At 44.1% G+C, this 26,499-nt stretch carries 21 protein-coding genes; 19 read left to right on the top strand and 2 right to left on the bottom strand.

Annotated features, from left to right (window positions below):
• The first annotated feature begins 25 nt into the window (after nucleotides 1-25).
• The 7 genes from spxB to WSWS_RS05250 all read left to right on the top strand — a co-directional run bounded on the left by spxB (nucleotide 26) and on the right by WSWS_RS05250 (nucleotide 9,313).
• On the top strand, nucleotides 26-1,828 hold the full coding sequence (gene spxB / locus WSWS_RS05280) for a pyruvate oxidase (protein ID WP_114981156.1): 1,803 nt from the start codon (nucleotides 26-28) through the stop codon (nucleotides 1,826-1,828).
• A 257-nt stretch (nucleotides 1,829-2,085) separates the two neighbouring features.
• The gene (locus tag WSWS_RS05275) at nucleotides 2,086-3,120 is read left to right on the top strand and encodes an inorganic phosphate transporter (protein ID WP_070230305.1); all 1,035 of its coding nucleotides are present in this window, start codon (nucleotides 2,086-2,088) and stop codon (nucleotides 3,118-3,120) included.
• 109 nt (nucleotides 3,121-3,229) lie between these two features.
• Nucleotides 3,230-3,673 (top strand): nucleoside 2-deoxyribosyltransferase, encoded by a 444-nt coding sequence (locus WSWS_RS05270; protein ID WP_070230304.1) that lies wholly within the window; start codon nucleotides 3,230-3,232, stop codon nucleotides 3,671-3,673.
• 64 nt (nucleotides 3,674-3,737) lie between these two features.
• A complete protein-coding gene (locus WSWS_RS05265) occupies nucleotides 3,738-4,634 on the top strand; it encodes an N-acetylmuramoyl-L-alanine amidase (RefSeq protein ID WP_181777837.1) in 897 nt (298 codons plus the stop codon).
• A 214-nt stretch (nucleotides 4,635-4,848) separates the two neighbouring features.
• Nucleotides 4,849-6,105 carry an ammonium transporter gene (locus WSWS_RS05260; protein WP_070230302.1) on the top strand — a complete coding sequence of 419 codons (1,257 nt, stop codon included), beginning with the start codon at nucleotides 4,849-4,851 and terminating at the stop codon, nucleotides 6,103-6,105.
• 148 nt (nucleotides 6,106-6,253) lie between these two features.
• Complete coding sequence (glmS, locus tag WSWS_RS05255; RefSeq protein WP_070230301.1) at nucleotides 6,254-8,068, top strand: glutamine--fructose-6-phosphate transaminase (isomerizing); 1,815 nt, start codon at nucleotides 6,254-6,256, stop codon at nucleotides 8,066-8,068.
• A gap of 255 nt (nucleotides 8,069-8,323) precedes the next feature.
• Complete coding sequence (locus WSWS_RS05250) at nucleotides 8,324-9,313, top strand: D-2-hydroxyacid dehydrogenase (protein WP_070230300.1); 990 nt, start codon at nucleotides 8,324-8,326, stop codon at nucleotides 9,311-9,313.
• Between the two features lie 119 nt (nucleotides 9,314-9,432).
• On the opposite strand, the gene WSWS_RS05245 is transcribed toward WSWS_RS05250, so the two are convergent.
• The gene (locus tag WSWS_RS05245) at nucleotides 9,433-10,380 is read right to left on the bottom strand and encodes a multidrug resistance efflux transporter family protein (protein WP_070230299.1); all 948 of its coding nucleotides are present in this window, start codon (nucleotides 10,378-10,380) and stop codon (nucleotides 9,433-9,435) included.
• Between the two features lie 397 nt (nucleotides 10,381-10,777).
• On the opposite strand from WSWS_RS05245, the gene WSWS_RS05240 reads away from it, so the two are divergent.
• The 10 genes from WSWS_RS05240 (at nucleotide 10,778) to WSWS_RS05195 (ending at nucleotide 23,795) form a co-directional block, all read left to right on the top strand.
• Nucleotides 10,778-11,890 carry a PTS sugar transporter subunit IIC gene (locus tag WSWS_RS05240; RefSeq protein ID WP_070230829.1) on the top strand — a complete coding sequence of 371 codons (1,113 nt, stop codon included), beginning with the start codon at nucleotides 10,778-10,780 and terminating at the stop codon, nucleotides 11,888-11,890.
• A gap of 109 nt (nucleotides 11,891-11,999) precedes the next feature.
• The gene (locus tag WSWS_RS05235; RefSeq protein ID WP_070230298.1) at nucleotides 12,000-12,953 is read left to right on the top strand and encodes a LacI family DNA-binding transcriptional regulator; all 954 of its coding nucleotides are present in this window, start codon (nucleotides 12,000-12,002) and stop codon (nucleotides 12,951-12,953) included.
• 128 nt (nucleotides 12,954-13,081) lie between these two features.
• A complete protein-coding gene (locus WSWS_RS05230) occupies nucleotides 13,082-15,004 on the top strand; it encodes a sucrose-specific PTS transporter subunit IIBC (RefSeq protein WP_070230297.1) in 1,923 nt (640 codons plus the stop codon).
• Complete coding sequence (locus WSWS_RS05225) at nucleotides 15,001-16,242, top strand: glycoside hydrolase family 32 protein (protein ID WP_070230296.1); 1,242 nt, start codon at nucleotides 15,001-15,003, stop codon at nucleotides 16,240-16,242. Before WSWS_RS05230 ends, WSWS_RS05225 begins: the two co-directional genes overlap by 4 nt.
• 11 nt (nucleotides 16,243-16,253) lie before the next feature.
• Nucleotides 16,254-17,126, top strand: coding sequence for an ROK family protein (locus WSWS_RS05220; RefSeq protein ID WP_070230295.1), 873 nt, complete (start codon nucleotides 16,254-16,256; stop codon nucleotides 17,124-17,126).
• Between the two features lie 191 nt (nucleotides 17,127-17,317).
• Entirely contained in the window at nucleotides 17,318-18,400 is a 1,083-nt protein-coding gene (locus WSWS_RS05215; RefSeq protein ID WP_070230294.1) for a GntR family transcriptional regulator, read from the top strand.
• Between the two features lie 202 nt (nucleotides 18,401-18,602).
• The gene (locus WSWS_RS05210) at nucleotides 18,603-20,198 is read left to right on the top strand and encodes a xylulokinase (protein ID WP_070230293.1); all 1,596 of its coding nucleotides are present in this window, start codon (nucleotides 18,603-18,605) and stop codon (nucleotides 20,196-20,198) included.
• A gap of 8 nt (nucleotides 20,199-20,206) precedes the next feature.
• Nucleotides 20,207-20,938: an L-ribulose-5-phosphate 4-epimerase gene (locus WSWS_RS05205; RefSeq protein ID WP_070230292.1), complete on the top strand. Its 732-nt coding sequence runs from the start codon at nucleotides 20,207-20,209 to the stop codon at nucleotides 20,936-20,938.
• A gap of 28 nt (nucleotides 20,939-20,966) precedes the next feature.
• Nucleotides 20,967-22,391 (top strand): L-arabinose isomerase, encoded by a 1,425-nt coding sequence (gene araA, locus WSWS_RS05200; RefSeq protein ID WP_070230291.1) that lies wholly within the window; start codon nucleotides 20,967-20,969, stop codon nucleotides 22,389-22,391.
• Between the two features lie 27 nt (nucleotides 22,392-22,418).
• On the top strand, nucleotides 22,419-23,795 hold the full coding sequence (locus WSWS_RS05195; protein WP_070230290.1) for a sugar porter family MFS transporter: 1,377 nt from the start codon (nucleotides 22,419-22,421) through the stop codon (nucleotides 23,793-23,795).
• Between the two features lie 163 nt (nucleotides 23,796-23,958).
• Here the strand turns inward: WSWS_RS05195 and WSWS_RS05190 are convergent, their stop codons facing one another.
• Nucleotides 23,959-24,612 (bottom strand): SDR family oxidoreductase, encoded by a 654-nt coding sequence (locus WSWS_RS05190; RefSeq protein ID WP_070230289.1) that lies wholly within the window; start codon nucleotides 24,610-24,612, stop codon nucleotides 23,959-23,961.
• A 219-nt stretch (nucleotides 24,613-24,831) separates the two neighbouring features.
• Between WSWS_RS05190 and WSWS_RS05185 the strand changes: the two genes are divergently transcribed.
• Together WSWS_RS05185 and WSWS_RS05180 are read left to right on the top strand one after the other, a co-directional pair.
• Entirely contained in the window at nucleotides 24,832-25,680 is an 849-nt protein-coding gene (locus tag WSWS_RS05185) for an aldo/keto reductase (RefSeq protein ID WP_070230288.1), read from the top strand.
• A 65-nt stretch (nucleotides 25,681-25,745) separates the two neighbouring features.
• Nucleotides 25,746-26,186, top strand: a complete 441-nt coding sequence (locus tag WSWS_RS05180) for a hypothetical protein (RefSeq protein WP_070230287.1) — start codon at nucleotides 25,746-25,748, stop codon at nucleotides 26,184-26,186.
• The last annotated feature ends 313 nt before the right edge of the window (nucleotides 26,187-26,499 follow it).

The raw sequence follows: 26,499 nt of genomic DNA, 5'->3' as shown, positions 1-26,499 counted from the left end.
TTCATAAATCAGAGAGGGGTACAAAATCGTGGGACGCAAAATTAATGTTGGATTAGCTGCGTTAAAAGTTATGGAAGGTTGGGGTGTTGATACCGTTTATGGTATTCCATCTGGAACATTGAGTGGATTTATGGACTCAATGGGTAACCCTGAAAATAATATTAAGTTCGTGCAAGTTAAGCACGAAGAAGTGGGTGCCATGGCAGCCGTCATGCAACGTAAGTTCGGTGGTAACATCGCCGTTACTGTTGGTTCTGGGGGTCCAGGTGCAACGCACTTGATCAACGGACTTTACGATGCTGCAATGGACAACACACCAGTTTTGGCCATTTTGGGATCAAAGTCAGTACGTGAATTGAACATGGACTCATTCCAAGAATTGAACCAAAACCCAATGTATGAAAGCATTGCCGTATACAACCGTCGTGTTGCAACGGCTGAGTCATTACCACACTTGGTTGACGATGCTATTCGTACGGCTATCGCTAAGCGTGGTGTGGCCGTTCTTGAAGTGCCAGCCGACTTTGGTTTTGCGCAAATTGACGAAGATGATTTCTATTCATCAGGTCATAGCTTCCACGAGTATAAGGCCCCTGCACTGGAAGAAGACGAAATTGCAGCCGCAGTTGAAATTTTGAACAATGCAAAGCGTCCAGTCATCTACGCTGGAATCGGAACAATGGGTCATGGACCACTTGTTCAAGAGTTGGCTCGCAAGGTGAAGGCACCAATCATCACGACTGGTAAGAACTTCGAGACGTTCGAGTGGGACTTTGAAGCCTTTACTGGTTCAACTTTCCGTGTTGGTTGGAAGCCAGCCAATGAAGCGGTTCTTGAAGCTGATACGGTTTTGTTTGTTGGTTCAAACTTCCCATTCGTTGAAGTTGAAAAGACATTCCGTAACATCGAAAAGTTGATTCAAATTGACACTAACCCAGCAATGCTTGGTAAGCGTCATGATGCTGATGTAGCCATCCTTGGCGATGCTGGTACAGCTGTTGAAGCTATCTTGGCCGGTGTTGATGCTGTTGAAGAATCAGCATGGTGGAACGCCAACGTGAAGAACGTTGCGAACTGGCGTGCCTACATGGATAAGTTGGAGCAAAAGACAGAAGGTCCTTTGCAAGCTTACCAAGTGTACAACGCAATCAACAAGTATGCTGACGAAGATGCAATCTTCTCAACTGATGTCGGTGACGTTACCCAATTGTCAATTCGTCATTTGCACATGACACCAAAGAACAAGTGGCGTACGTCACCATTGTTCGCCACGATGGGAATTGCTATTCCTGGTGGAATTGGTGCCAAGAACACGTTCCCAGATCGTCAAGTTTGGAACATCATCGGTGATGGTGCATTTGCCATGACCATGCAAGACGTTGTGACTAACGTGCGTTACAACCTACCAGTTATCAACGTTGTCTTCACGAATACTGAATATGGTTTCATCAAGAATAAGTATGAGGATACAAATACTTACAACTTCGGTGTTGACTTTGGTGACGTAGACTACGCTAAGATTGCTGAAGCCCAAGGGGCTGTTGGTTTGACGGTACACGAGATCTCAGAATTGGATGATGTCTTTGCCAAGGCCGTTGAATTCTACAAGCAAGGTCGTACAGTGTTGATCGATGCGAAGATCACTAAGGATCGTCCAATCCCAGTTGAAACTTTGAAGGTTGATACTAACTTGTACGATGAAGAGACAGTTGCAGCCTACAAGGAAAAGTACGAAGCACAAGAGTTGAAGCCTTTGCGCGAATTCCTTGAAGAAGAAGGTTTGGAATCTCGTTACATTCATGTTGAAGGTAACAAGTACAGCTTCTAAGCTGTCATCATAGTTCATGAATAAAACACATCACAATCCTAATTGTGGTGTGTTTTTTTATGATATTTATAATATCGGCGTTTTCGGGCAACAGAAACTTGTAAAACGGTTTTTTATTTCTTGTTTTCTTGATACAATATTATGGTTGTGTAAAGAACCGGTATACAACATATGCAATTATTGTCATGAAATTGGTCATGATACATAAAATATTTCTGGATCAAAAATGGTCTCGAATTTACTTTTAGGAGTAGATAATGGAAATCTATATTTTAGCCGTGATGGTAATTATTTTTGCGTTGATTTTCGATGGTGTGAATGGCTTCCACGATGCATCAAACGCAATCGCAACCTCAATCACTACGGGTGCATTGAAGGCGCGGACGGCAATTACCATCGCTGCAGTGTGTAATCTGGTCGGAGCGGTGCTGGGAACGGCCGTCGCGTCTGTTATTGCCAAGGATATCGTCGATATGTCAGCAATCCAACCAATGCACCAATTGTTTATTGTGATTGCTGCCTTGCTGGGTGCAATTAGCTGGAACCTCCTGACTTGGTGGTTTGGACTACCTTCATCATCAACGCATGCCATTGTCGGTGGCCTAGTTGGTGCTGGTTTAGCCTCACAACTATCAGGTTCAGGGGTGCAAATCAATGTCCACAAGGTGATTGAAAAGGTAATCGATCCGATGATTTTGTCACCGATTGTCGGTTTTTCGTTGGCTTTGATTATCATGGTTATCCTAAACAAGCTCTTGCAGGCTGCTAAAATTGAAAAGCAAGCGCAAGATAAAGGTTTCAAGATTTTGCAAATCTTTACTTCATCAGCCTTAGCTTTGGGGCATGGATTGCAAGACGCGCAGAAGTCAATGGGATTGATTTTTATGGCTTCAGCCCCAGTTGGTTTCTTTGGCGTCACTAGTAAAACGGAAGCAATTCCAGTAGAAATCATCGTGATGTGTGCGATTGCTATCTCCCTAGGGACCATTTTTGGTGGTCAACGAATCATTCACACACTTGGTAGCAAGATTACGATTTTGAGTCCTCAAAAGGGGTTCGTGGCCGAGTTGGTTTCATCGAGTGTCCTGTTCATTACAGCTTATTTCATCAAAGCGCCCATTTCGACGACACATACCGTGACGTCTGCCATAGCTGGTACTGGCGCATCTGATGACATTAAGTCAGTAAAATGGGGAACATTGAAGAATATCGTGATGGCTTGGATTATTACCGTTCCTAGCGCCGGGTTGGTAGGCTTCATGTTCGAAGAAATTTTCCGTTTGTTATTCTAATTAAATTTAAATAAAGTGAGCCTTGTTATTTTTTACAAGGCTTTTTGATTTATCATTGAAAATCCTGTAAAATTAGACTTATCATAAATAAGATAGGAAATTACTTACCATGAAGCACATTTACTTGGCAGGGCCATTCTTTGATGACGAACAAATTGATCGTCTGGAACGTTTAGAAGCGGCCTTGGAAGCAAATCCAACGGTTGCCGGTTTTTTTAGCCCCTTCCGTCATCAATATGATGCATACGAATTCGGTTCAAAAGAATGGGGTGACGTGGTTTTTGAAAGTGACCGTTCCCAATTACATGATGCTGATGTGATCGTAGCGATGGCAGATTTCTATGGTGATGATGACGTCGATCCTGGGACTGCTTGGGAAATCGGCTATGCGGGTGCCCAAAAGAAGCCAGTCATTATCCTGAAGGAAAAGCCAGGTCACTTGAATATCATGATGTCAGTCCCTGGTCATGCGTTTGTGACAAAAGCTGCTGAGATCGCAAATTATGATTTTGATGCCATGCCTGTTAACGAATGGGAAGGCAAGATTTTCTAAATTGTATTTAAAAAGACAGTGACATTGTCACTGTCTTTTAGTTATTGATGATGTGGGGGTCGTGATGAAACGCTTAATACAAATTATGTGGCAGTGGGTCATGCATTTTTGGGTGCCGCTAGCCATCACTGTTGGCATGCTAAGTGTTGCAATCAGTTTTACGATTGTCTTATTGGTTAAACAACAAAGTACCGTCCAAATTCCAAATATCACGATTCGAACGGGTGCTGGTATCAAATACGCTGAAGTTGGGGTATTAAAACGAGGCGAACACCTGAATATTTTAAAGCGGTCACATGGCTGGGTACAGGTCCGGCGGGAGGATGAAACAACCGGTTGGGCACCAAGTTGGTTGTTGAACCGTAAGACGCCAGTCAAGTATATGGGAAGCTTATCAGAGGCAACGGTTGTCCTGGACCCAGGGCACGGTGGTTCTGACTCAGGGGCGCTCTCGATTGATCAGAAACACTTTGAAAAAAACTATACCTTGCAATTAGCTCAGCGGGTCAAGACAGTTTTAGAGAAGGACTACGGGACACACGTGATCATGACCCGGTCGACAGATCACATTGTCTATTTATCGAAAATTCCTAAAATAGCTGAACAAAAGCAAGCGGATTTGTTTATCTCATTCCATTTTGATTCTGCACCCGAAAATAACGAAGCTAGTGGCTATACCGCCTACTATTACAATGCTGGCAATGGTTCGAAAAGCTTGGCGCAAAACATTAATAACGTCATGAAACCGGCGATGCCCATCACGAATAAAGGTGTCGAGGTCGGTGATTTTTGGGTGATCCATCATAATACCGTCCCTGCGGTCTTACTTGAAAATGGGTACATCAATAGTGCTAAAGATTTTAGCTATATCAGATCAGCTAAGTATCAGAAGTATATTGCCAAGAAGGTGCCGATGGGGCTTCAGAACTATCTCACGCAAGCGGCAAAAAGTAATCAATAAAGCATCATTCGACAATCGCCGAATGATTTTTTGTTGTGATGTGGTCAAATGACGAACAATTAAAACATCAATACCTTATTTTGTAATTAAATTACGAACTATCAATAAAAAACGCTAATGTATGTGAGGTTTCATAACATAACTCGCTGTTTCATTGGTTTATTGGGATAAACTAGTAAACATATTGAAATACAAGTTTTTTGGAGGAATTGGTATGGACGCTGCAAGTATTGGATGGGTGATGATTTCCGCCGCATTAGTTTGGTTGATGGTTCCTGGATTGGCCTTGTTTTATGGTGGTTTTACAAATCCTAAGAGTATGATTAACACATTTGCAATGGTATTAATCGCCATCGCAGTTGGTGCTGTAGTCTGGTTTGTAGTGGGATACTCATTGGCATTTAGTGGTGATGGCCTGATTATTGGCAATTTGCAGCATGCATTTTTCAATAACGTGCCGATGTTCAAAAGCACGATGGGCTTAAAAATTCCTGATGGTGCGTTTGCTTTGTTCCAAGGGATGTTCCCAATGATCACTATGGCGATCATTGCGGGGGGCGTCGTGAGTCGGATGAATTTTAAGGCTTTCTTCGTGTTCTTGATTTTATGGCTATTATTCGTTTACGTACCATTAGCACATATGGTCTGGGGGGGTGGTTTGATTGCCCAATTGGGTGCCTTGGACTTTGCGGGTGGGGATGTCGTGCACATCTCATCTGGAGTTTCCGCCTTGGTATTGGCGCTGATGTTAGGCAAGCGGACACACATGGAGGAACTACAAGCACATCGCCCAACCGCGATCGTACTGGGTGGTGGGTTACTCTGGTTTGGTTGGTTTGGGTTTAACGCCGGCTCAGCCTTACAGGCAAATGGACAAGCCGTCTTGGCTTTTGTCAACACTAACATTGCGGCCGGCGCGGCAATGATTACTTGGATGTTAGTGGATCAATTAATTGAAAAGAAGGTCAAAGTTTCAGGTCTGATGTCTGGTGGTGTGGCTGGGTTGGTCGCCATCACACCAGCTGCCGGGTATGTTAATCCGGGGGCTGCAGCAATCATGGGGGTTGTGGTTTCAGTTTTGGTCTACTTCGGTACGACCTGGGTTAAGTCATTCTTCGGTTATGATGATACCTTGGATGCCTTTGGTATTCACGGGATTGGTGGCATCGTTGGTGGTATCTTAACCGGTGTCTTCGCTACAAAAGCTAATGCTGGTGTTAAGGGTGGCTTAGAAGGCAACTGGTCATTAGTCTGGAACCAAACCTTAGGTATCTTGATCACATTGGTTTTCGTGGTTGTTGTCACCTATGTCATTGCGAAATTGGTCAATATTTTCATCCCATTACGGGTCGAAGATGAGGTTGAAGAAAAGGGCTTGGATAGTTACCAACACGGTGAGACGGTGGAGGCTTTCCATAACGAGGCGATTGAAGCCATCTGGCAAAAGCAATTTGCTGAACGTTTCCGTTAATCTATACCAATTCATACCAATTTTAAATAAAAAGCGTGTCATTTATGTTGACGCGCTTTTTTAGTACACTATAATAGTATTTGTTATCAATTAAAATAAATAAGTTATAGCTATACCAATTTGGTGTGGTGCTAGAAGAGGTTATCAAATGTTTTATTGCGGAATTGTCGGATTTACAGGGGTGAACCAAGTTTTGCCACAATTGTTGGATGGATTACAAAAGCTTGAGTATCGTGGCTACGACTCAGCCGGCGTTTATTTGAACAACGGTGACCAAGATTATCTAGAAAAAGTTACTGGTGGTGTCGACAATTTGCGGGCTGCTTTGGCGCAAGATGGGCAAGACTTTGCCGGAACTGCCGGGATTGCGCACACGCGTTGGGCCACTCATGGTGGGGTTAGCGTTGAAAATGCTCACCCACATTTGTCAGCTGACGGCCGTTTCTACTTGGTACACAATGGTGTGATCGAAAACTATAAAGAATTAACGGAAGAATACTTGCAAGGGGTTGAGCTGAAGTCTGAGACTGACAGCGAAGTGGCTGTGCAATTGATCAGTAAGTTTGTTTCTGAAAACCACCTTTCAACTTTTGATGCTTTGCGGATGATGATCTCTAAGTTGGATCAAAATTCTGCTTACGGTTTCTTGTTGATGGACCGTCAAGCCCCTGACTTGATTTATGTGGCCAAGAATAAGTCACCAATGTTGGTTGGTTTGTCAGAACAAGGCAATGTCGTGACTTCTGATGCCGTTGGTATCTTGGAAGTGACCCACGATTTTATCGAATTGCATGATGGTGACATCGCTGTCGTTGGTAAAGATAAGATTGACTTCTTTGACAAGAATGCTGTGCAATTCACTCGTGAACCTTTCCATGTAGATATCGATGCTTCTGAAGCAGACAAGGGAACCTACCCATTCTACATGTTGAAGGAAATCGATGAGCAGGCGATTGTGATCCGGCATTTGTTGGATCGGTACCTCGATGAAAATGGGGTGCACATCGGTGGGGCCATCTTAGATGAAATCAAGGCTGCTGATCGTTTGTATATCATCGCAGCTGGTACATCATATCATGCTGGTTTGGCGGGTGCGCGGATGTTTGAGCAATGGGCTGGTATTCCAACTGAAGTGCACATTTCATCAGAATTTGCTTACGAGCAACCTTTGTTGTCAGCCAAGCCATTCTTTATCTTTTTGACGCAATCCGGTGAAACGGCTGACTCACGTGAAGTTTTGCAAAACATTAACGAGCAAGGTTATCACTCATTGACATTAACTAATGTTGAAAAGTCAACGTTATGGCGTGAAGCAACGTATGCTTTGCCATTGTTGGCCGGTCCAGAAATTGCTGTGGCTTCAACAAAGGCCTATGTCGCACAAGTGGCTTTGGAAGCGATTATCGCTTATGCCGTTGCTGGTGACCGGGTTGACTTTAACTTGCATAAAGATCTGTCAGAAATTGCCGTGGATATCCAGGCCATCGTTGATGATAAGGCAACCTTGGAAAAGGCAGCCGCTGACTTCTTAGGTGATGCTAAGAACGCGTTCTACATTGGGCGTGGGGTCGACTCATCAGTTTCTTTGGAGGCCGCTTTGAAGTTGAAAGAAATTTCATATGTACAGGCTGAAGGATTTGCTGCTGGTGAATTAAAGCACGGTACATTGGCTTTGATTGAAGAAGGTACGCCAGTATTTGCGATTATTTCCCAATCAAAGACGGCTGGTTTGGTTCGTGGTAATGTGTCAGAAACAACGGCCCGTGGTTCAAAGACCTATACCATTGTGACTAAGTCATTGGCTAAGGCTGATGATGATTACATCTTGCCAGATGTTAACGAATTATTGTCACCATTGTTGACAGTTGTGCCAACACAACTATTGGCCTACTACGCTTCATTGCAACGTGGTTTGAATGTAGATCGACCACGTAACTTGGCCAAGTCAGTGACAGTACAATAAAATAAAGCATCAAATCACGCTATTTAAGAGCTGTTTTCAAGCAGCTCTTAAATAGCGTTTTTTATTTTGTCAAATAGGCCGGCACACGTGGGCAACAACAAGGTCAGCGATTAACAGCCCAATTTTGATGGTGAGGTCAACTAAACTGCGCTAAAATATTTTTTTAATTCATGATTTTATTAGAGAAAAATTAAACAAAAATGATAAAAGTTGTGGTATAGTTAGAAGCATATTTTTTGAAGGTGGAGCAAAGAGATGAAGATTATTTTTTATGCATTGGTTGAAGAAGAACTACCTTATATCCGCGAGTGGGCAGCCAAAACTGGTAACGAAGTGCACCCGGTGACAGATTTTTTGAATACAAGTTCGGCTGTCTTGGCTGAGGGGTTTGATGCTGTCGTGACGCAGCAAACGAAGGTGGTGACGCCTGATGTTTATGAAACTTTAGCCAGTTATGGTATCAAACAAATTGCAATTCGTCAGGTTGGTTATGATGTCCTTGATATAGATTTAGCGCGACAGCACGGCATCCGGCTGTCGAATGTACCGGGATATTCACCACGGGCAATTGCTGAGTTTACATTGACCCAATTATTTGCCCTATTACGGCGCACTAAGATTGTGGAACGCGCTATTCAACAAGGCGACTGGACGTGGGAAACGGTTGGTCAAACGCGTGAAATTCATGAATTGACCGTGGCCGTGATTGGTGTTGGCCGCATTGGCACGGCTTTTGCCCAGATGTTACACGCGTTAGGCGCGAGGGTGTTGGCGGTGGATCCAGTGTATCACGCCCAAAATGAACCATTTGTCGACTATGTCAGTTTGGATGAGGCACTACCCCAAGCTGATGTTGTTTCCTTCCACACACCCTTAAATGAATCAACACATCACCTGGGGGATGCGGCTTTCTTTGAGAAATTAAAAACCGGGGCCTTTGTCTTGAATATGTCTCGTGGTGGTGTGCTTGATATTGCAGTTGTTGAAGCAGCGTTAGCATCTGGTGAGATCGCTGGATTAGCCATTGATGTGACAGAGAATGAGACCCAGTTCATGGAGCAAAAACAAGCACCAAGTGAAGTGCCGGCTGAAATTCAACGTTTGATCGCACGTGGTAATGTCTTGATGTCACCACATATTGCCTTTTACACGGACTTGGCGATCAAAAACATGGTCGCAATTTCTTTGACAGACGCAGTCACGTTGGCGAATGGTGGTCATACAGAAAATGAAATCTTACGCTAATTGATGATTTGCACTGGTCATGTGGACCACAATATTAAGTCATCTAATTGACTGTCATGAACATAAAAACACCGCCTAATTGAACGCAATTAGGCGGTGTTTTTGTGAGGTGACACAGTTTAGCGACGTAGATTGACCATGATGACACCAAAAATTAGAATAATTAAGCCTAAGATTTGCCAGCTATTTGAGAAAGTGGTCCCCAGAAAGATAAAACTAAGGATTACCGAAAATACGACTTCTAAAGCTTGGGTGGCCTCTATTTGGGCGAGGAGGCGCATGTCATGCGCCACTAAACTCGTCGCTTTATAGAACAGGACCGTTGCAATGACACCTGATGATAGGCCGACAAAAAATGTGTTTAATAGGGTCTCGGCCGAGGGCAGACCGACCTGTAATAAGGCGATTAAACTTAACATTAAAAAAGTCGGGTAGGCGCATAGTGTCATCGCAAACACTCGTTGCACGCCAGTTAGAGTTTGGGCATGGGGCATAATTTTACGATTACCTAAAGGATACGCAATGGCTGCAAAAGTCAGTGCCAGTAAACTGATGGTCAGTTCCCAGGGCCGCACATGACCATGTTCACCGACAACGGTAAACGCAACCCCAATCGCAATGATGACGAGCCAGGGCAGACTAACTAATGGAATTTTAGCCCGCACCAGGTGAGGTTTCCCATCAATCATTTGCGGGATCTTGGTCAGGGGGCTTGTGAGTACGCCGAAGATGATGGTCAGTTGCCAGATACTAGACACCAGCCAGCCTGGTAAATAATCGGCGGCAAAAACCAGTGGTAAGTAGAAGCCAACAAAGCCAAGATTGCTCCAGAGTATCCAAGCACCTAAATTTGACTTTATGACGCGGTAGATCGGTTTGATTGGTTGACGTTGTATCATCAGTAATAATAATAACAGCGGTAACATCCATAGATAACGCAGGGTGCCGTTCCAGAGCCAATAACTACCAGCAACGTTCATCACTTGATTGAGGATAAAAGTGACTGAGAAAAACAGAGCGGCGAGAATTCCTAAAAGTAGCGCTTGTGTGAATTGTGATTTATACATGTGACGCTCCCTTTTATTTAAATGAACAATAGAGAAAATTATAGCAAAATAACGGACGATTAGCGATGTAGTAAAAGAATTAAATTAAAAACATTGCATTTCAAGGTGAATAATGCCATAATAATCTCATTGTTAAAGAAGGGACTGAATTACACATGTCAATTATGCAGAAAAAAACACAAATGAATAACCAAAACATTGCGTTGTTGGGCAACTTGTTGGGATTGCTATTGTAATCTAACGGTTGGCCAAATTTTTGTCAGCCGTTTTATCCAAAAAACGGTTGACTAGCATAAATGCATGAGTGGTTGAGTAACTTATGTCATTAAAATGGACTAGTCTATCGGACTAGTCCATTTTTTGTTTTGATTGGGAGGAAGAGCAGATGGATGTACAAATGAAGACGCAAACTGCGCAACAAGTTGGGGTCGCACTGAAGAGACATATCAATAAAGAAATGATTTATAATGTTTCAGCAGCTGTATCGAATGCTATTTTAGTGACGTTGGGGATGGGACTGTTAATGCAATCGATTTCAAAGATGGTTGATTGGGCGCCCCTGTATCAAATGGGTTCCATTACGATGATTTTGCTACCAGCTGCCTTTGGTGCCGCTGTCGCTTCACAAATGAAAACGAATACGATGGTCATGTTTGCGGCGATGGCTGCTTCGACAGTTGGCGCCAATGCAGTCTTTTTCACCCAATCTGCGACGCAAGGAATTACTGCCACGGGTTACGGATCAGCGCAAGCAGCAGGTGTAGGCGTCATGACAACTGGGCAACCGGTCTCTGCAGTGGCGGCGGCCATTGTGGCCGTGATATTTGGTAAGTGGATTACTGGTAAAACGCCGTTAGATATGGTGTTGGTACCAGCAGCAACGGTGTTCGTTGGGGTGATGTCTGGGTATGTCTTGGCTATCTTGACCACACCAATTCTAGTGGCGATTGCTAAAATGATTGTTGCAAGTATTGCTGTTAGTCCAATTATTGGGACGGCCGTGATCGCCATGACTTTTGGTGCGTTGACCATGTCACCTGCCTCAGCGGCTGCTTTATCAGTTGCGATTGGGGCTACTGGAGTGACTTCACCAGAAGTTGCTGGTGCGATCATGATTGGAACAGCCGCTGTGTATGCAGGGTATCCAGTGATGTCTTATCAGGAAAATAAAATTGGTACGACCATTGCCCAAGCGGTGGTGACCCCAAAAATTCAATTTCCAAATTTGATTAAGCGCCCAATTTTACTGCTACCACCAATGATTGGCGCTGCGATTGGCGCCCCAATCGGGACACTGGTGTTCCACTTGACCACTAATTTTACGATGGCGGGAATTGGGTTGAATAGTTTGATTGTGCCATTGGCGGTTGCCACGACAGATATCACAGCGTTTATGGCTTATGTGGTAGTCGGCGTGGTCATTCCAGCCGTAGTCTCGCACATTGGTTATCGGATCCTCTTGGCGAAGGGGTTGGTACAACCACAAGATTTGCATCTGGAAATGATTTAATTAGTCAAAGATGTTGAATGGTGGCCAGGCATTGCCCGGGCTGGTTTGATTTAGGCATTGCTGTTTGTTATGATTACGGTATTCTAACAGTTTAGTAATGAGGAAAATTATGCCTAAAATCACCATTCAAGATATTGCGACACGTGCAGGTGTCGCAAAAAGTACGGTTTCTCGTTTTTTAAATGGTGGCTCGGTTTCAGCTAAGACGCGGACAAAGATTGAGGCCATTGTTGATGCTGCTGGCTATCAACCTAATGTTTTTGCACAAAGTTTGAAACAACAGACGACACGCACAATTGGTGTGATTGTACCGCGCTTGGATTCCTATGCACAAACTGAGATGTTACATGGACTAGATGATGCCAATCAAGATGATGTCTTTTTGATCATGAATACCTATCAAGTTGAGGCGACAGTACAAAAAGCGATTCAACAAGTTGAAACCTTGCGTTTAAGTGGCTTAATCATTTTCGCGGCGAATTTAAGTGATGCCACCAAAAAGATGATTGCCGAGCTTGACGTACCAGTCGTCATCCAGGGACAAGATATGCCTGAATTTTCGCGAGTGGTCGTTGATGATGGTCTCGCAGGCGCCCAAATTGGCCAATTGGCGGCCAACGCTGCCCGTGTCTTAATGATTAGCGTCGATCCATTAAAGGATTTTGAGATTGGTCAAATCCGTTACCAGGCAACTCGCTTTCAGTTGACGGGCGTCGTCGATACGGTGTACGCTGATTTCTCACTTAATTCAGCCAAGCAGCTAACGGCCGAGGCTTTGGCCACAAACCACTATGATGCCATTATTGCCATGACTGATTTGATGGCAGCGGGAGCCTTGCAAAGCCTCTTAGCAGATCACAGGCGTGTGCCAGAAGAGACCAAAGTTTTGGGCTTTGGTGGTACGTTGATTAGTGATTTAGCTGCCCCAAACATTACTACTTTTGCCTTTGATTACTACCGCGTTGGGCAAGAAATTTATGAACTTTTCAAGGAACAACAAACGAATCCGAAAGTCAAAAGTGTCCGCGTCGGAGGGAAATTAGTCATTAAACAAACGAGTTGATGAGAAACGAGCAAGTTAGCTCGTTTTTTTTATTGACTCCTTTTTTGAAAGCGGTTACAATATTTATGAACCGTAAATGGAACCGGTTCCAAAGTGAACAATAACAGCATGTACTGTGGGGTATTAGGATGAATCATGAAGAGGTTGCAAAGCGCGTTGCACGTGCTTTAGGGGAGAATAATGTCGCAACGGCAGCACATTGTGCGACGCGGTTGCGCTTGATTGTTAAAGATCGTGACAAAATTGATCAAGCAGCGTTGGATAGTGATCCCGATTTGAAGGGTACCTTTGATGCCAATGGTCAATTCCAAATTATTGTCGGACCTGGTGACGTTGATAAGGTCTTTGATTACTATGTGAAGGAAACGGGTGTCCAAACAGCGACGCCTGCAGAAGTTAAGGAAATCGCTGCCCAACAAGGTGTTAAAACGAATCCGGTTATGGCAGTGATTCAAATACTATCAGACATCTTCGTGCCATTGATTCCAGCGATGACCGCTGGTGGTTTGTTGATGGCCTTGAACAATATTTTAACGGGGCAAGATTTATTCGGCGCCCAGTCACTTGTTCAGATGTATCCGCAAATTGCGGGCATGGCTGAAATGGTCAATTTGATGGCCTCGGCACCATTTGCTTTCCTACCGATTCTGATTGGTTTTACAGCCACTAAGCGGTTCGGTGGTAGTGAAATTTTGGGTGCAGCAGCCGGAATGATGTTAGTGATGCCATCATTGATTAACGGGTATAACGTTTCGCAAACAGTTGCAGATGGCAAAATGCCATTTTGGGATGTATTTGGTCTACATGTGGCCCAAGCAGGTTACCAGGGACAAGTATTACCAGTGATTGGTGTGGCCCTGATTCTAGCCACGTTGGAAAAGTTCTTCCACAAGCGTTTGAAGGGGGCGATTGATTTTACCTTTACACCAATGCTCTCAATTATTATCACCGGATTTTTGACATTTATTATCGTGGGACCAGTCCTACGAACAGTTTCAAATTTCCTAACTGATGGTCTGGTCGGTCTTTATCAAACAACTGGGTTCCTTGGTATGGGTATCTTTGGTAGTGTTTACTCAGCGATTGTGGTGACTGGCTTACATCAAAGTTTCCCAGCGATTGAAACAACGCTATTGGCCGATATTGCTAAAACAGGTGGTGATTTTATTTTCCCAATCGCGGCCGTATCAAATGTCGCCCAAGGGGCCGCCACATTTGCTATCTTCTTCTTAGCAAAAAAGGATGAAAAGATTCGTGCGTTGGCCTCATCAGCTGGTGCGAGTGCGATGCTTGGCATCACTGAGCCAGCGATGTTTGGAGTCAATTTGAAGTACAGGTTCCCATTCTTCATTGCGTTGGGTTCAGCCGGGATTGCCGGGTTAGTGATCGGTCTTTTCCACGTATTGTCGTCTTCACTTGGCCCAGCTGGTGTGATTGGCTTTATTGCCATTCCAGCGGCGAAGTGGATTGGTTTCTTTATTAGTATCGCGATTGCCTTTGCATTGGCTTTCAGCGCGACATTCATTTATGGAAAAAAACATTTTGATACAACAGTTGATGTGCAACCTAGTTATACACCAACGACCGCTGACAAATTGGTATATGCACCGGTTGCAGGACATGTCGATGATTTGAAAAATGTGGATGATCCAGTCTTTTCAAGCGAAGCCATGGGTAAGGGGATTGCCATTGAACCAAATGAAAATGAGGTCGTCGCACCAGTCACTGGTACGGTTACCGTTGCATATCCAACGGCCCATGCTTATGGGTTGTTAAGTGATGATGGCGTCGAGGTGTTGGTTCACATCGGTGTCGATACCGTTTCGCTGAATGGGGAGGGCTTCAACAGCGTTGTTACCCAAGGCCAAAAGGTCAAAGTGGGCGAGACATTAGGCACCTTTGATAAAAAGAAAATTCAACAAGCTGGTTTGGATACGCGCGTGATGGTAATTATTACCAATACAGCAGAATTTGATCAGGTCTTGCTAGTCGCTGGTCAAGAAGTCGAACGTGCACAAACCCTGTTGGCAGCAACTAAGGGAGACAAATAATGATTGTTGGTGATGAGGAACGGTTTGAAGAATTTCATATTTATCCAACCCATGGTCTCTTAAATGATCCCAATGGTTTGGTCTATTTCAAAGATCAGTACCATGTGTTTTACCAGTGGAATCCCTGGGGAACCGATCATAAGTATAAGGTGTGGGGCCACGTTGTCAGCGATGACCTAGTTAATTGGCATCGTCTGCCTGAAGCACTGGTACCGAGTTTGCCAGAGGATCAATCAGGCATTTACTCTGGAAGTACAATCGTAGTTGATGACCAACTTTACGCTTTTTATACTGGCAATGTGCGCAATGAGGCAGGTGAAAGTATCGCCTCATATCAAATGGGAGCGGTGTCCACGGATGGGGTGCATTTCACAAAATTAGGCAAGCTATTTGACCAACCGGCCGGCTTTACGCGCCATGTCCGTGATCCTAAAATTTTTAAGCAAAATGAGACGTATTTCTTACTGTTGGGGGCCCAACGGCTTGATTTAACAGGGGATATCATCATTTATTCTTCGCCAGATTTGCATCATTGGGATTTTCGGGGTTCCTTGATTGATGATCAATTAGCAGAAGTACGGGGTTACATGATTGAATGTCCAGATATTGCTTTTATGGATGGACAAGCCGTCTTGATGTTTTCACCACAAGGATTAACTGCTAAAGCAGGTACATTGGAGAATATTCATAATACGGGTTATGTAATCGGTGAATTTGATGCCCAACGGGCCAAATTTGCGGTCCAAAGTTCGTTTGAAGAGCTTGATCATGGTTTTGAGTTTTATGCATCGCAAACGGTATCGCATGCTGGACGGACGTTGTTATGGGGTTGGTCAGGTATGATGCCTGAAGCTCGTGAACAGACATTGCCGACGATTGCCGATGGCTGGGCACATGTCTTGTCATTGCCACGTGAAGTATCATTGCAGGCAAAGCAATTGTTACAAAAGCCGGTGGCTGAACTGGGACCGTTCAAGCGCGTGGAGGCTACCGAGATTACGGGCGTTGGGCTCTGGGAGCTGGAAGATACCACGTGGCAACTGAAGTTGAGTGCTACAATGTATATAGAGCGGACCGGCGATCAATTGACGATGCGACGACGCCAGTGGGAATCTCAGCAATGGGAGGAACGTAAAATTACAGGTGCATTAGCAATGGTGCAATTAGTAATTGATCAGGATATTGTAGAAGTTTTTGCAGGTGACGGCCAGTTTGTCATGACCGCACGTTATTTCTAAGGAGCAAGAGGATGGCATTATTAGGGGCAATTGAAGCTGGCGGCACAAAGTTTGTGGTGGCGGTTGCTGACGTTGAGCAACCTGAAATAGTATTGGCACGGGCCAGTTTTAAAACACAAGAACCAGCTAAAACAATTAAAGATGTCCAAAATTGGTTTGACCAGTATGACGATATTGTGGCGATTGGCATTGCTGCTTTTGGTCCAATTGATGTGAATCATGCGTCTCAAACCTATGGTTATGTTTTAGACACACCTAAGCCAGGGTGGTCGCACTATAATTTTCTAGGTGCGATGGCAGCATGGTTAGATGTTCCCTATTATTGGACAACGGACGTCAACGGAGCTGGTTGGGGTGAGTTCGTGAGTGGGGCTGCCAAAGCAGTGCATAATGCAGTTTATTTGACGGTCGGGACCGGTGTTGGGGCTGGCATTATCGTCAATGATCAGCTATTAGCTGGTATGGGTCACCCAGAAGCGGGCCATATTTTTGTTCGGCAGCACCCCCAAGATACTTATGCCGGTTATTGTGTCTTTCACGGTAATCAATGTTTAGAAGGCGTTGCTTCTGGCCCAGCCATTGAGCAACGGTGGGGCATTTCAGCTAAAGAATTGCCAGATGACCATTTAGCCTGGGAAATTGAGGCTGATTACCTAGCCCAAGCAGTGGTGGATTATACGATGACCTTGCGACCTGAAAAAGTCATTTTTGGTGGGGGTGTGCCTCACCGGGCAGTATTGCTACCGTTGATTCGCGAAAAGTTTGCAGAAAAAATGGCTCATTATCTCCCAACGCCTGCCGTTGAGGACTATATTGTCGGTGTTGAACACGGTGATAATGCTGGCGTTATCGGGACATTTTATTTAGCAAAGTCGCTTTTGTGAATACCAGCCGTGAGTTATTTGAATTTAGTAGAACCAGATGTACGAGGCTGTATATCTGGTTTTTTTGTGCGCCTCATCAAGCTGACGACTAGCAGAATTGGTGCCATGGTTGGCATATTTTGCGGGAGTATGGTTCAATAATATGAACAGGTAAAAATTTATCCGCATAACTGAGAGAGCAAGGTAGAGAAATGGCAAATAAATATGACATCGTCAAGGAGGGGCTTAAGAAATTAATCTTATCCGGCGATTATGAAGTAAACGATCGGTTACCAACCGAATCAGAGTTAATGGCAGAATATGGGGTGAGTCGCTATACCATCAGGCGCGCGATGCAGGATTTAGAGGTCGACCACTATATCTACCGTATTCAAGGGGGTGGGATGTTCGTCGATGATTGGCGGCATTCAGAACCCGCCAAGTCGAGTGATCGCAATATCGGTGTCATCACGACCCATCTGACGTCCTATATTTTTCCACAAATTGTGTCTGGCATTGATGATGTCATCTCCGAACAAGGCTACTCCTTGATTTTGTCTAATACACACAATGATCCCAGTCGTGAACGAAAAGCATTAGTGTCACTCATGGGGAAAAGTATTGATGGCTTCATCGTTGAACCCACCCAAAGTGCCCTTAACCAGGAAAATTTGGATTTATATCGTGAATTAGAAGCGTTACATATTCCAGTCGTCTTTATTAATGCCAAGTATGCCGGGCTAAATGCACCATCTTTGACGACTGATGATACACAAGCCATGCGTGATATCACTAATTATCTCATCGAACAGGGCCATGAGCGGATTCTGGGCGTGTTTCAGGTGGATGATAATCAGGGGGTGGACCGAATGGATGGGTTTATGCAAGCCTATCGCCAACATCCCCAATTATCGATTTATGGCGCAACGATGATGTATCAAACAAGTGATAGCCGGGCAACCTTGATGAAACGCATCGGTAGTCTATTAACCCAACCCCAAGAATCACGGCCGACAGCCGTGGTGGCCTATAATGACCAAATTGCGATTCGTATTTTAGATTTAGCGAATTCATTGGGGCTCAAGGTGCCAGAGGATCTGTCGGTGGTCGGGTTTGATGATTATACTTTGTCAAAATATATGACCCCTAGTTTGACCACTTTGAGGCATGTACAGGCGCAAATGGGGCGGGACGCGGCTACGATGCTCTTAAAAATGATTCGGGGTGAAGCTGTGGCCTCGATTCAGTATCCAGCCGAACTGATCTTACGTAACTCAACTAGCAAATTAGATTAATGAAGCATTTTTGATGAAAATTCAAAAGTGCTTTTTTTGTACGCATTTTCTAATTTATACGGACAATTATCTAACCACAACCCGCTTTTTAACGCTGTGCATTAAACAAATAACGTACAACTTACTAAAAATAGGATTGACTTATACGGACAAAAGCATATTATTATTCTTGTAAGCGCTTACGGATACTTTGGAGGATACTATGAGTGAACTAGCTAAACATGATATTGAAACCGGACAAACGAGTCTGGGAGTAGAATTTGGCTCAACGCGAATTAAAGCCGTTCTGATTGATAGTAAATATTCACCCATCGCACAAGGGATGTTTGAATGGGAAAATCAACTCGAGAATGGTATCTGGACTTATCCTGAAGAATTGATTTGGGAAGGTTTGCAAACAGCCTACGCTGAGATGGCAGCTGAAGTAAAACGCACATATCATACCGAGTTAAAAACCATCGGCTCAATTGGTTTCTCCGCAATGATGCATGGGTATATGCCATTCAATGCTGAAGGGAAATTGTTAGTCCCATTTAGAACATGGCGCAACAGCATCACGGAGCAAGCTTCGGTGGAGTTAACCAGCCTGTTCAATTTCAATATTCCACAACGTTGGTCAATTGCACACTTGTATCAGGCTATCCTGAACCAAGAGCAACACGTCAAAGATATTGACTTTATCACCACGTTAGCGGGATATGTTCATTGGAAAGTTTCAGGTGAAAAGGTCCTTGGTATTGGGGATGCTTCAGGGGTTTTCCCAATTGACATGCATACAAAAAATTATGATCAATCCATGGTTGAACGGTTTGATAAATTACGTTCAGTACAACAATATCACTGGCAATTAAGTGATATTTTACCGAAAGTACTAGCCGCTGGTGAAACGGCTGGTGTACTAACGGCAGCCGGCGCTCGGTTGCTGGATCCTTCAGGTACCTTGCAAGCCGGCGCTCGTTTAGCCGCACCTGAGGGGGATGCCGGTACTGGCATGGTCGCAACTAATGCCGTCCGGGTGCATACCGGAAACGTCTCAGCTGGCACATCGGCGTTTGTGATGATCGTGATGGATAAGCCATTATCAAAGTGGCATAGCGATATCGATATTGTCACGACACCAACTGGTGAGCTTGTAGCCATGGTGCATGCGAATAATTCAAGTTCTGACATCAATGCTTGGGCCAAGTTATTCAAAGAATTTGCTGACTTACTGGGAGTTAATATTTCAACCAATGAGTTGTACGCTAAATTGTTCAATACGATCTTAGGTGCAGATGCGGATGCGGACGGCCTGCTAACGTACGGTTATTATTCAGGTGAAAATATCACCCACATGTCAGAAGGACGGCCCTTATTGGCGCGTCAACCAGACAGTAATTTCACCATTGGTAATCTGATGCGGGCTAATCTCTATTCGGCTTTCGGTGCAATGAAGATTGGGCTCGAAATCTTAGCGGATGAGCAAGTCGAAACTGATTCGATTGTTGCGGCTGGTGGCATCTTTAAAACACCAGTTGTCGCCCAAAAAATTCTGGCAGCTGTGATGGAAGCACCCGTAACAGTGATGAAAACCGCGGGTGAAGGTGGTCCTTGGGGAATGGCCATTTTGGCAGCGTATGCAAATGGCAAATCAGATCAAGCATTAGAAGACTTCCTCGATCGTGAAGTCTTTGTAGATCAAGAATCTACGACAATCTTCCCGGATAAACGAGATATCGACGGATTCAATGTATTTATGGATCGATACAAGGCTGGGTTGCCAATTGAAGCCCATGCCGTGCTGACTCTAAATAATTAGGAGACGATATGTTAGAAAATTTGAAGCAAAAGGTCTATGAGGCAAATATGCTTTTGCCTAAATATGATTTAGTGACCTTTACATGGGGAAACGTCAGTGAAATCGATCGTGAGAGTGGGTTATTCGTCATTAAACCTTCGGGCGTTGACTACGACCAACTTCAACCGGCCGATATGGTGGTGGTAAATTTGGATGGTGAAGTCGTTGAAGGCGAGATGAATCCTTCATCAGATACGCCGACACACGCCTATTTGTATCGTACATTTTCAGAAATTGGGGGCGTCGTGCATACCCATTCACCTTGGGCAGTTAGTTTTGCACAAGCTGGTGTCGACATTGAGGCTTTTGGGACAACCCACGCCGATACATTCTATGGTACCGTGCCGGTGGCTGATGCATTGACACAACCAGAAGTTGAAGGTGCCTATGAACTCAACACCGGGGTCGTGATTGAGCGTGAATTCGCCAAGCGATCGCTGAACCCAATGGATGTGCCAGCGGTCTTAGTGCGTCAACATGGTCCATTTACTTGGGGCAAAGACGCCATGGACGCGGTGCACAATGCCAAAGTCTTAGAAGTGGTAGCTGAGATGAATTACCACACTTTGATGCTGACCCATGGGGATAGCTCAATTCCACAGTATCTACTAGATAAGCATTATTACCGGAAGCATGGCGCAAATGCCTACTACGGCCAAGATAACGCGTTGTCACATAATCACTCCACTGCAATCAATTAGTTGAAGGGTAAATTAGGGGGAATTTAACATGTCTGAAGTTGCAAATTACAAGTTTTTGTTCGTTACTGGGTCTCAGTTCTTGTATGGACCAGAAGTCTTGAAGCAAGTTGAAGCAGATTCAAGGGAAATCGTCGATGCTTTGAACAAGTCGGGAAAGCTACCATATCCTGTTGAGTTTAAGACCGTGGGGGTCACTGCTGAAAACATCACAGAAACACTCAAGGAAGCTAGTTTCGATGATTCTGTTGCCGGTGTTATCACGTGGGCGCACACCTTCTCACCAGCCAAGAATTGGATTCGGGGTACCCAACTCCTTACTAAGCCGTTGCTACATCTAGCAACGCAATACTTAAATGAAATTCCATACAGCACCATTGATTTCGATTATATGAATTTGAACCAATCAGCCCATGGTGATCGCGAATATGCCTTTATTAACGCGCGTTTGCGTAAGAACAACAAAATTATCTTGGGTCACTGGGCTGATGAGGACATTCAACATCAGATCGCAAAGTGGATGGATGTGGCTGTTGCATACAACGAAAGCTACAAGATCAAAGTGGTGACGTTTGCGGATAAAATGCGAAACGTCGCGGTGACCGATGGTGACAAGATTGAGGCACAAATCAAGCTTGGCTGGACGGTTGATTACTACGGTGTCGGTGATCTAGTTGAATATGTTAACGCGGTACCAGACGCTGATATCGATGCTTTGTATGACTCATTGCAGGAGTCATATGACTATGTTATCGGTGACAATTCACCTGAAAAGTTTGAGCACAATGTGAAGTATCAATTGCGTGAATACATTGGTATCAAGACGTTCATGGATGAAAAGGGCTACTCAGCCTTCACGACAAACTTCGAAGATTTAGTTGGTTTGGAACAATTGCCAGGCTTAGCCGCCCAATTGCTATTAGCAGAAGGTTATGGTTTCGCCGGTGAGGGTGACTGGAAGACGGCTGGATTGACTCGTTTGTTGAAGATTATGTCACATAATCAAGCAACCGCCTTTATGGAAGACTACACACTTGATTTGCGTAAGGGACATGAGGCCATTTTGGGATCACACATGCTTGAAGTTGATCCAAGTATCGCTTCAGATAAGCCACGAGTGGAAGTCCATCCACTTGGGATTGGTGGCAAAGATGATCCAGCACGGCTGGTCTTCTCTGGTCGTGAAGGTGACGCTGTCGATGTCACCCTAGCAGATTTTGGTGATGAATTTAAGTTGATTAGCTATGAAGTACGTGGTAATAAGCCAGAAGCTGAGACACCATTCTTACCAGTGGCCAAGCAATTGTGGACGCCAAAGGTTGGGCTTAAAGCTGGTGCTGAAGGTTGGCTAACCGTGGGGGGTGGCCACCATACAACACTTAGTTTCACCATTGACACTGAGCAACTCGAAGACTTAGCCAAGTTATTTGATTTGACATTTGTCGATATTAAGTAAGCAATAGGGGCAAATAGGGGCAATTTAATGACAAATACAAAAAAGAAAATTCCAGCAGGATTCATCTATTTCTTTGGGGCTTTTGGTGGAATCCTCTTTGGTTACGATATTGGTGTGATGACCGGTGCGTTGCCATTCTTGCAAAAGGACTGGCCAGCGGCGCAAAATCCAACGGTAATCGCTTGGATTACATCTTCATTGATGCTAGGTGCCATCGTTGGTGGTGCCTTGGCAGGTCAGCTTTCAGATAAGCTGGGCCGCCGACGCATGATTTTGATCTCATCAGCCGTGTTTGGTGTCGGTGCGATCATGGCCGGCTTGTCACCCGATAATGGGGTGGCTTGGTTGCTGGTTGCACGAGTATTGCTGGGGTTGGCTGTTGGTGCAGCATCAGCTTTAGTACCATCATATATGTCGGAAATGGCACCCGCTGAAAAACGTGGTTCACTTTCTGGCCTGAATCAACTGATGATCGTGTCAGGAATGTTAATTTCATATATCATGGACTACCTCTTGCAGGAATTACCTGAAGGACTATCATGGCGATTGATGCTTGGATTGGCAGCCGTGCCAGCGGTTATTCTTTTCTTTGGGGTATTGAAGTTACCAGAATCACCACGATTCCTGGTTAAGCAAGGAAAATTTGCTGAGGCACGTGAGGTGCTATCATACATTCGTCCGGATAATGTCATCGCCAGCGAACTGCATGATATTCAAGAAACATCAGATAAAGAAGCGCAAGCCGCAGCTAATATCAATTTAGGAACATTATTCTCTGGTAAGTATCGTTACTTGGTCATTGCTGGAATCGGCGTCGCAGCCTTTCAACAATTTATGGGTGCCAACGCGATCTTCTACTACATCCCTTTGATTGTCGAAAAGGCAACTGGCCAAGCGGCATCGAGTGCTTTGCTTTGGCCAATCATCCAGGGTGTGATCTTGGTGATCGGTGCAATTGTCTACATGATGGTTGGTGATCGCTTTAGTCGCCGGAAGATGTTGATGCTTGGTGGCACGGTTATGGCCTTATCTTTCTTGATGCCTGCGATTTTGAATATGGTTGTTGGCGCTGATAAACTACCATCAATGACAATTGTCGTGTTCTTATCAATCTTCGTCGCCTTCTATTCATTTACTTGGGCACCATTAACGTGGGTGTTGGTTGGTGAAATCTTCCCATTGGCGATTCGTGGCCGGGCTTCAGGATTGGCGTCATCATTTAACTGGTTAGGATCGTTCGCCGTGGGCTTGTTATTCCCAATTATGACCGCCCATATGTCACAGTCAGCAGTTTTTGCCATCTTCGGTGTCATTTCGATCATTGCCGTACTATTCATTCGGTTCCGTGTGCCAGAAACAGCTGGTCGCACGTTGGAAGAAATCGAAGCCGATGGTACCAATTAACTGCTGTCTAAAATCTCTCAACAATCTCGAAACAAAACTCTCAAAAAAATCTCTCAAAAATAATTCCAAAAAGTGATTAGGACAAAAGATCCTAGTTGTAAACATAAATAAAAGGAAGTCTGCAATGGTGCAACCACTGCAGACTTCCTTTTATGTGTAGCTATTATAAGGCTTTGATGGCCTCATCAATTGGTGTATCACCATTAACCACTTCAAATTCCTTACCAATCGTCGTGTCATTTTCTAAGACACTTACTAAAGTACGAGCAATATCTTGACGAGAAACGCCAATCATGTCAGATTGGGGAACGGTGGTAATCTTACCTGTGCCAGGAATATCTTGTAATAGACCAGGATGGACAATGGTCCAATCAAGCTTTGTGCGAGATTTTAGCCATTCATCTGCATAGGTTTTACCGGTTGTGTATACGCGGATGTAATTCTTTTCAATTTCTGCACGGCCAGTTCTAAAAGTCGACACGATGACGAAACGTTTTACACCAGCAGCTTCGGTTGCTTGCATGGTTTTAATGGCACCATCTAGGTCGACCATCATGACGATATCGTCACCAGAACCACCGGCACCAGCGGAGAAGATCACACTATCGATGGCATTATCTTTGATAATTGCTTCGATGTCTTCCTGGGTATGTTTGGTTAAATCTTGGTAAACCGTTTGAATACCACGTTCTGTAAAGAATGGTGTTTGATCCATATTACGAATGGCTGCAACTTCTTCGATTTGCTCATTAGTTTTGACTAAATCAGCAAATTGACGAGATACGCCACCGTTTGCACCAACAACTAATACTTTCATGAATGAAAATCCCCTTTCGTCTTGTTTCCTTGACTACACTTCATATTATAGAAGTTATGGGCGCATCTTTCAAAGGATTGAGTGTTTTTCTAAATAACGTGAATTGCCAGCGGTGACAGGCGCACGGTGGTAAGCGATTACATTTTAGTGTAAAATTATACGTATAAATTAGAGACGTAAGCAACAGAATTAATTGCATGTACCTACAGGAGGGCTGGCATGATTGATTTAAAGGGCCTAAAGTTAAACGATGGCAATACAATGCCACAATTAGGATTGGGATTATATAAAGTATCCACACAAGCAGAGTTAACTCAAGTCGTGAAAACAGCCTGGGAGCAGGGTTATCGGTTGTTTGATAGCGCTCAAATGTACCAGAATGAAGATATGTTTGGTCTTGCTGCTCAAGAATTGAATTTACCGCGGGAAGAGTACTTCTTAACGACAAAAATTGCTGAAGAAAATCAAGGCTATGATAATACCCTACGTTCCTTTGAAAAATCACTGAAAGACTTGCAAGTTGATTATGTTGATATGCTGATGGTCCATTGGCCGTTACACCAACATTTCTTTGAAACCTGGAAGGCTTTTGAATACTTGAAGGAACAGGGTGTAGTTAAGTCAATTGGGGTTTCAAACTATGGGGTCATTCATCTACAATATTTGGCCACCAAAGCTAATATCATGCCGGCAGTTGATCAGGTTGAAAACCATCCATTTTTAACGCAAGATGGTTTGTTAGAATTTAATAAAACACAGGGCATTATTACACAAGCATGGGCTCCTTTGGGCCGGGCGCGTGCTTTAGATGAACCAATCTTGGTTGAACTTGCGCAAAAGTATCATAAGTCAGCTGCCCAGATCGTATTGCGGTGGCACTGGCAACGTGGCACTGCTATCATCCCTAAGTCAGTCCATGCTGCCCGAATTATCGAAAATGCAGCTATTTTTGATTTTGAGTTAGCCCCAGTTGACATGCAAAAAATAACTGATTTAAACACGTTTACGCGTATTAGCCAAGAACCTGAACAAGTGTACGAGTTGGGTCATCAGTATCCTCATCACTAAGGGTACTCGAATAATGACCGGGTTGGGATGGTGCGATTTGATAATGAAAGGAAGTTAGTTATAAAATGAGCACTGATATTCAATATTTTGAAAATGGTGAAGCCTTTGGTGTCAAAAATAATTTTCGCCAGATGCCCAATGGTGAAGTCCGGTTAGGTCTCTTAGCCGATGATGGTAGCTCGTATACGCGTACGGTCAGTCAGGTCGCTACCTGGCAAAATAGCCATTATCATGAGAAATATGATGAGCTATACGTTGTCCAAGAAGGTCAAGTCGCCTTAGCAATATTAAACGATCACGAACAGTTGCAGCTAAAACTATATGCTGAAACAGACGTGTTTATTGTTCCACACCACACGATTCATAATATCTTTCAATTTGCTGGTGCAGTGACTCATAATATCAAATACGGAGCCAGCGAGCCGAGTGATTGGTTGGCCTCGCCAACATTGGATCAGCTTGTCAAAGGACTCTCTGCAGCGGACATTTTGCATTTGACAAAATAATGCTGGTATTACTTTTAAAAAAGACGACACTCCGCAAAAACACTGATTGTGTAATATAAAATGAGCCAAACCATATTATTTTAAAACCTGTCAGATGAATCACATCTGGCAGGTTTTTTTGTAAAAACAGGTCATATCTGACCTGAAATCGTTGAAATTCTGACTAGCGATAAAAATACAATTGTTATGAAAGCGTTTTCATAACATACTAAGAAATGTGCTCGAGCGAGAAAAAAATTTTAGGAGAAGTTGTCATGGTTGATCGTAAAACTATAGTTGGTGGGGTTGATGATAATACGACATCGGCACCGGT

The organism is Weissella soli (assembly GCF_001761545.1).
GTDB lineage: Bacteria > Bacillota > Bacilli > Lactobacillales > Lactobacillaceae > Weissella > Weissella soli.
This window is presented reverse-complemented; position numbering and strand designations above follow the sequence as displayed.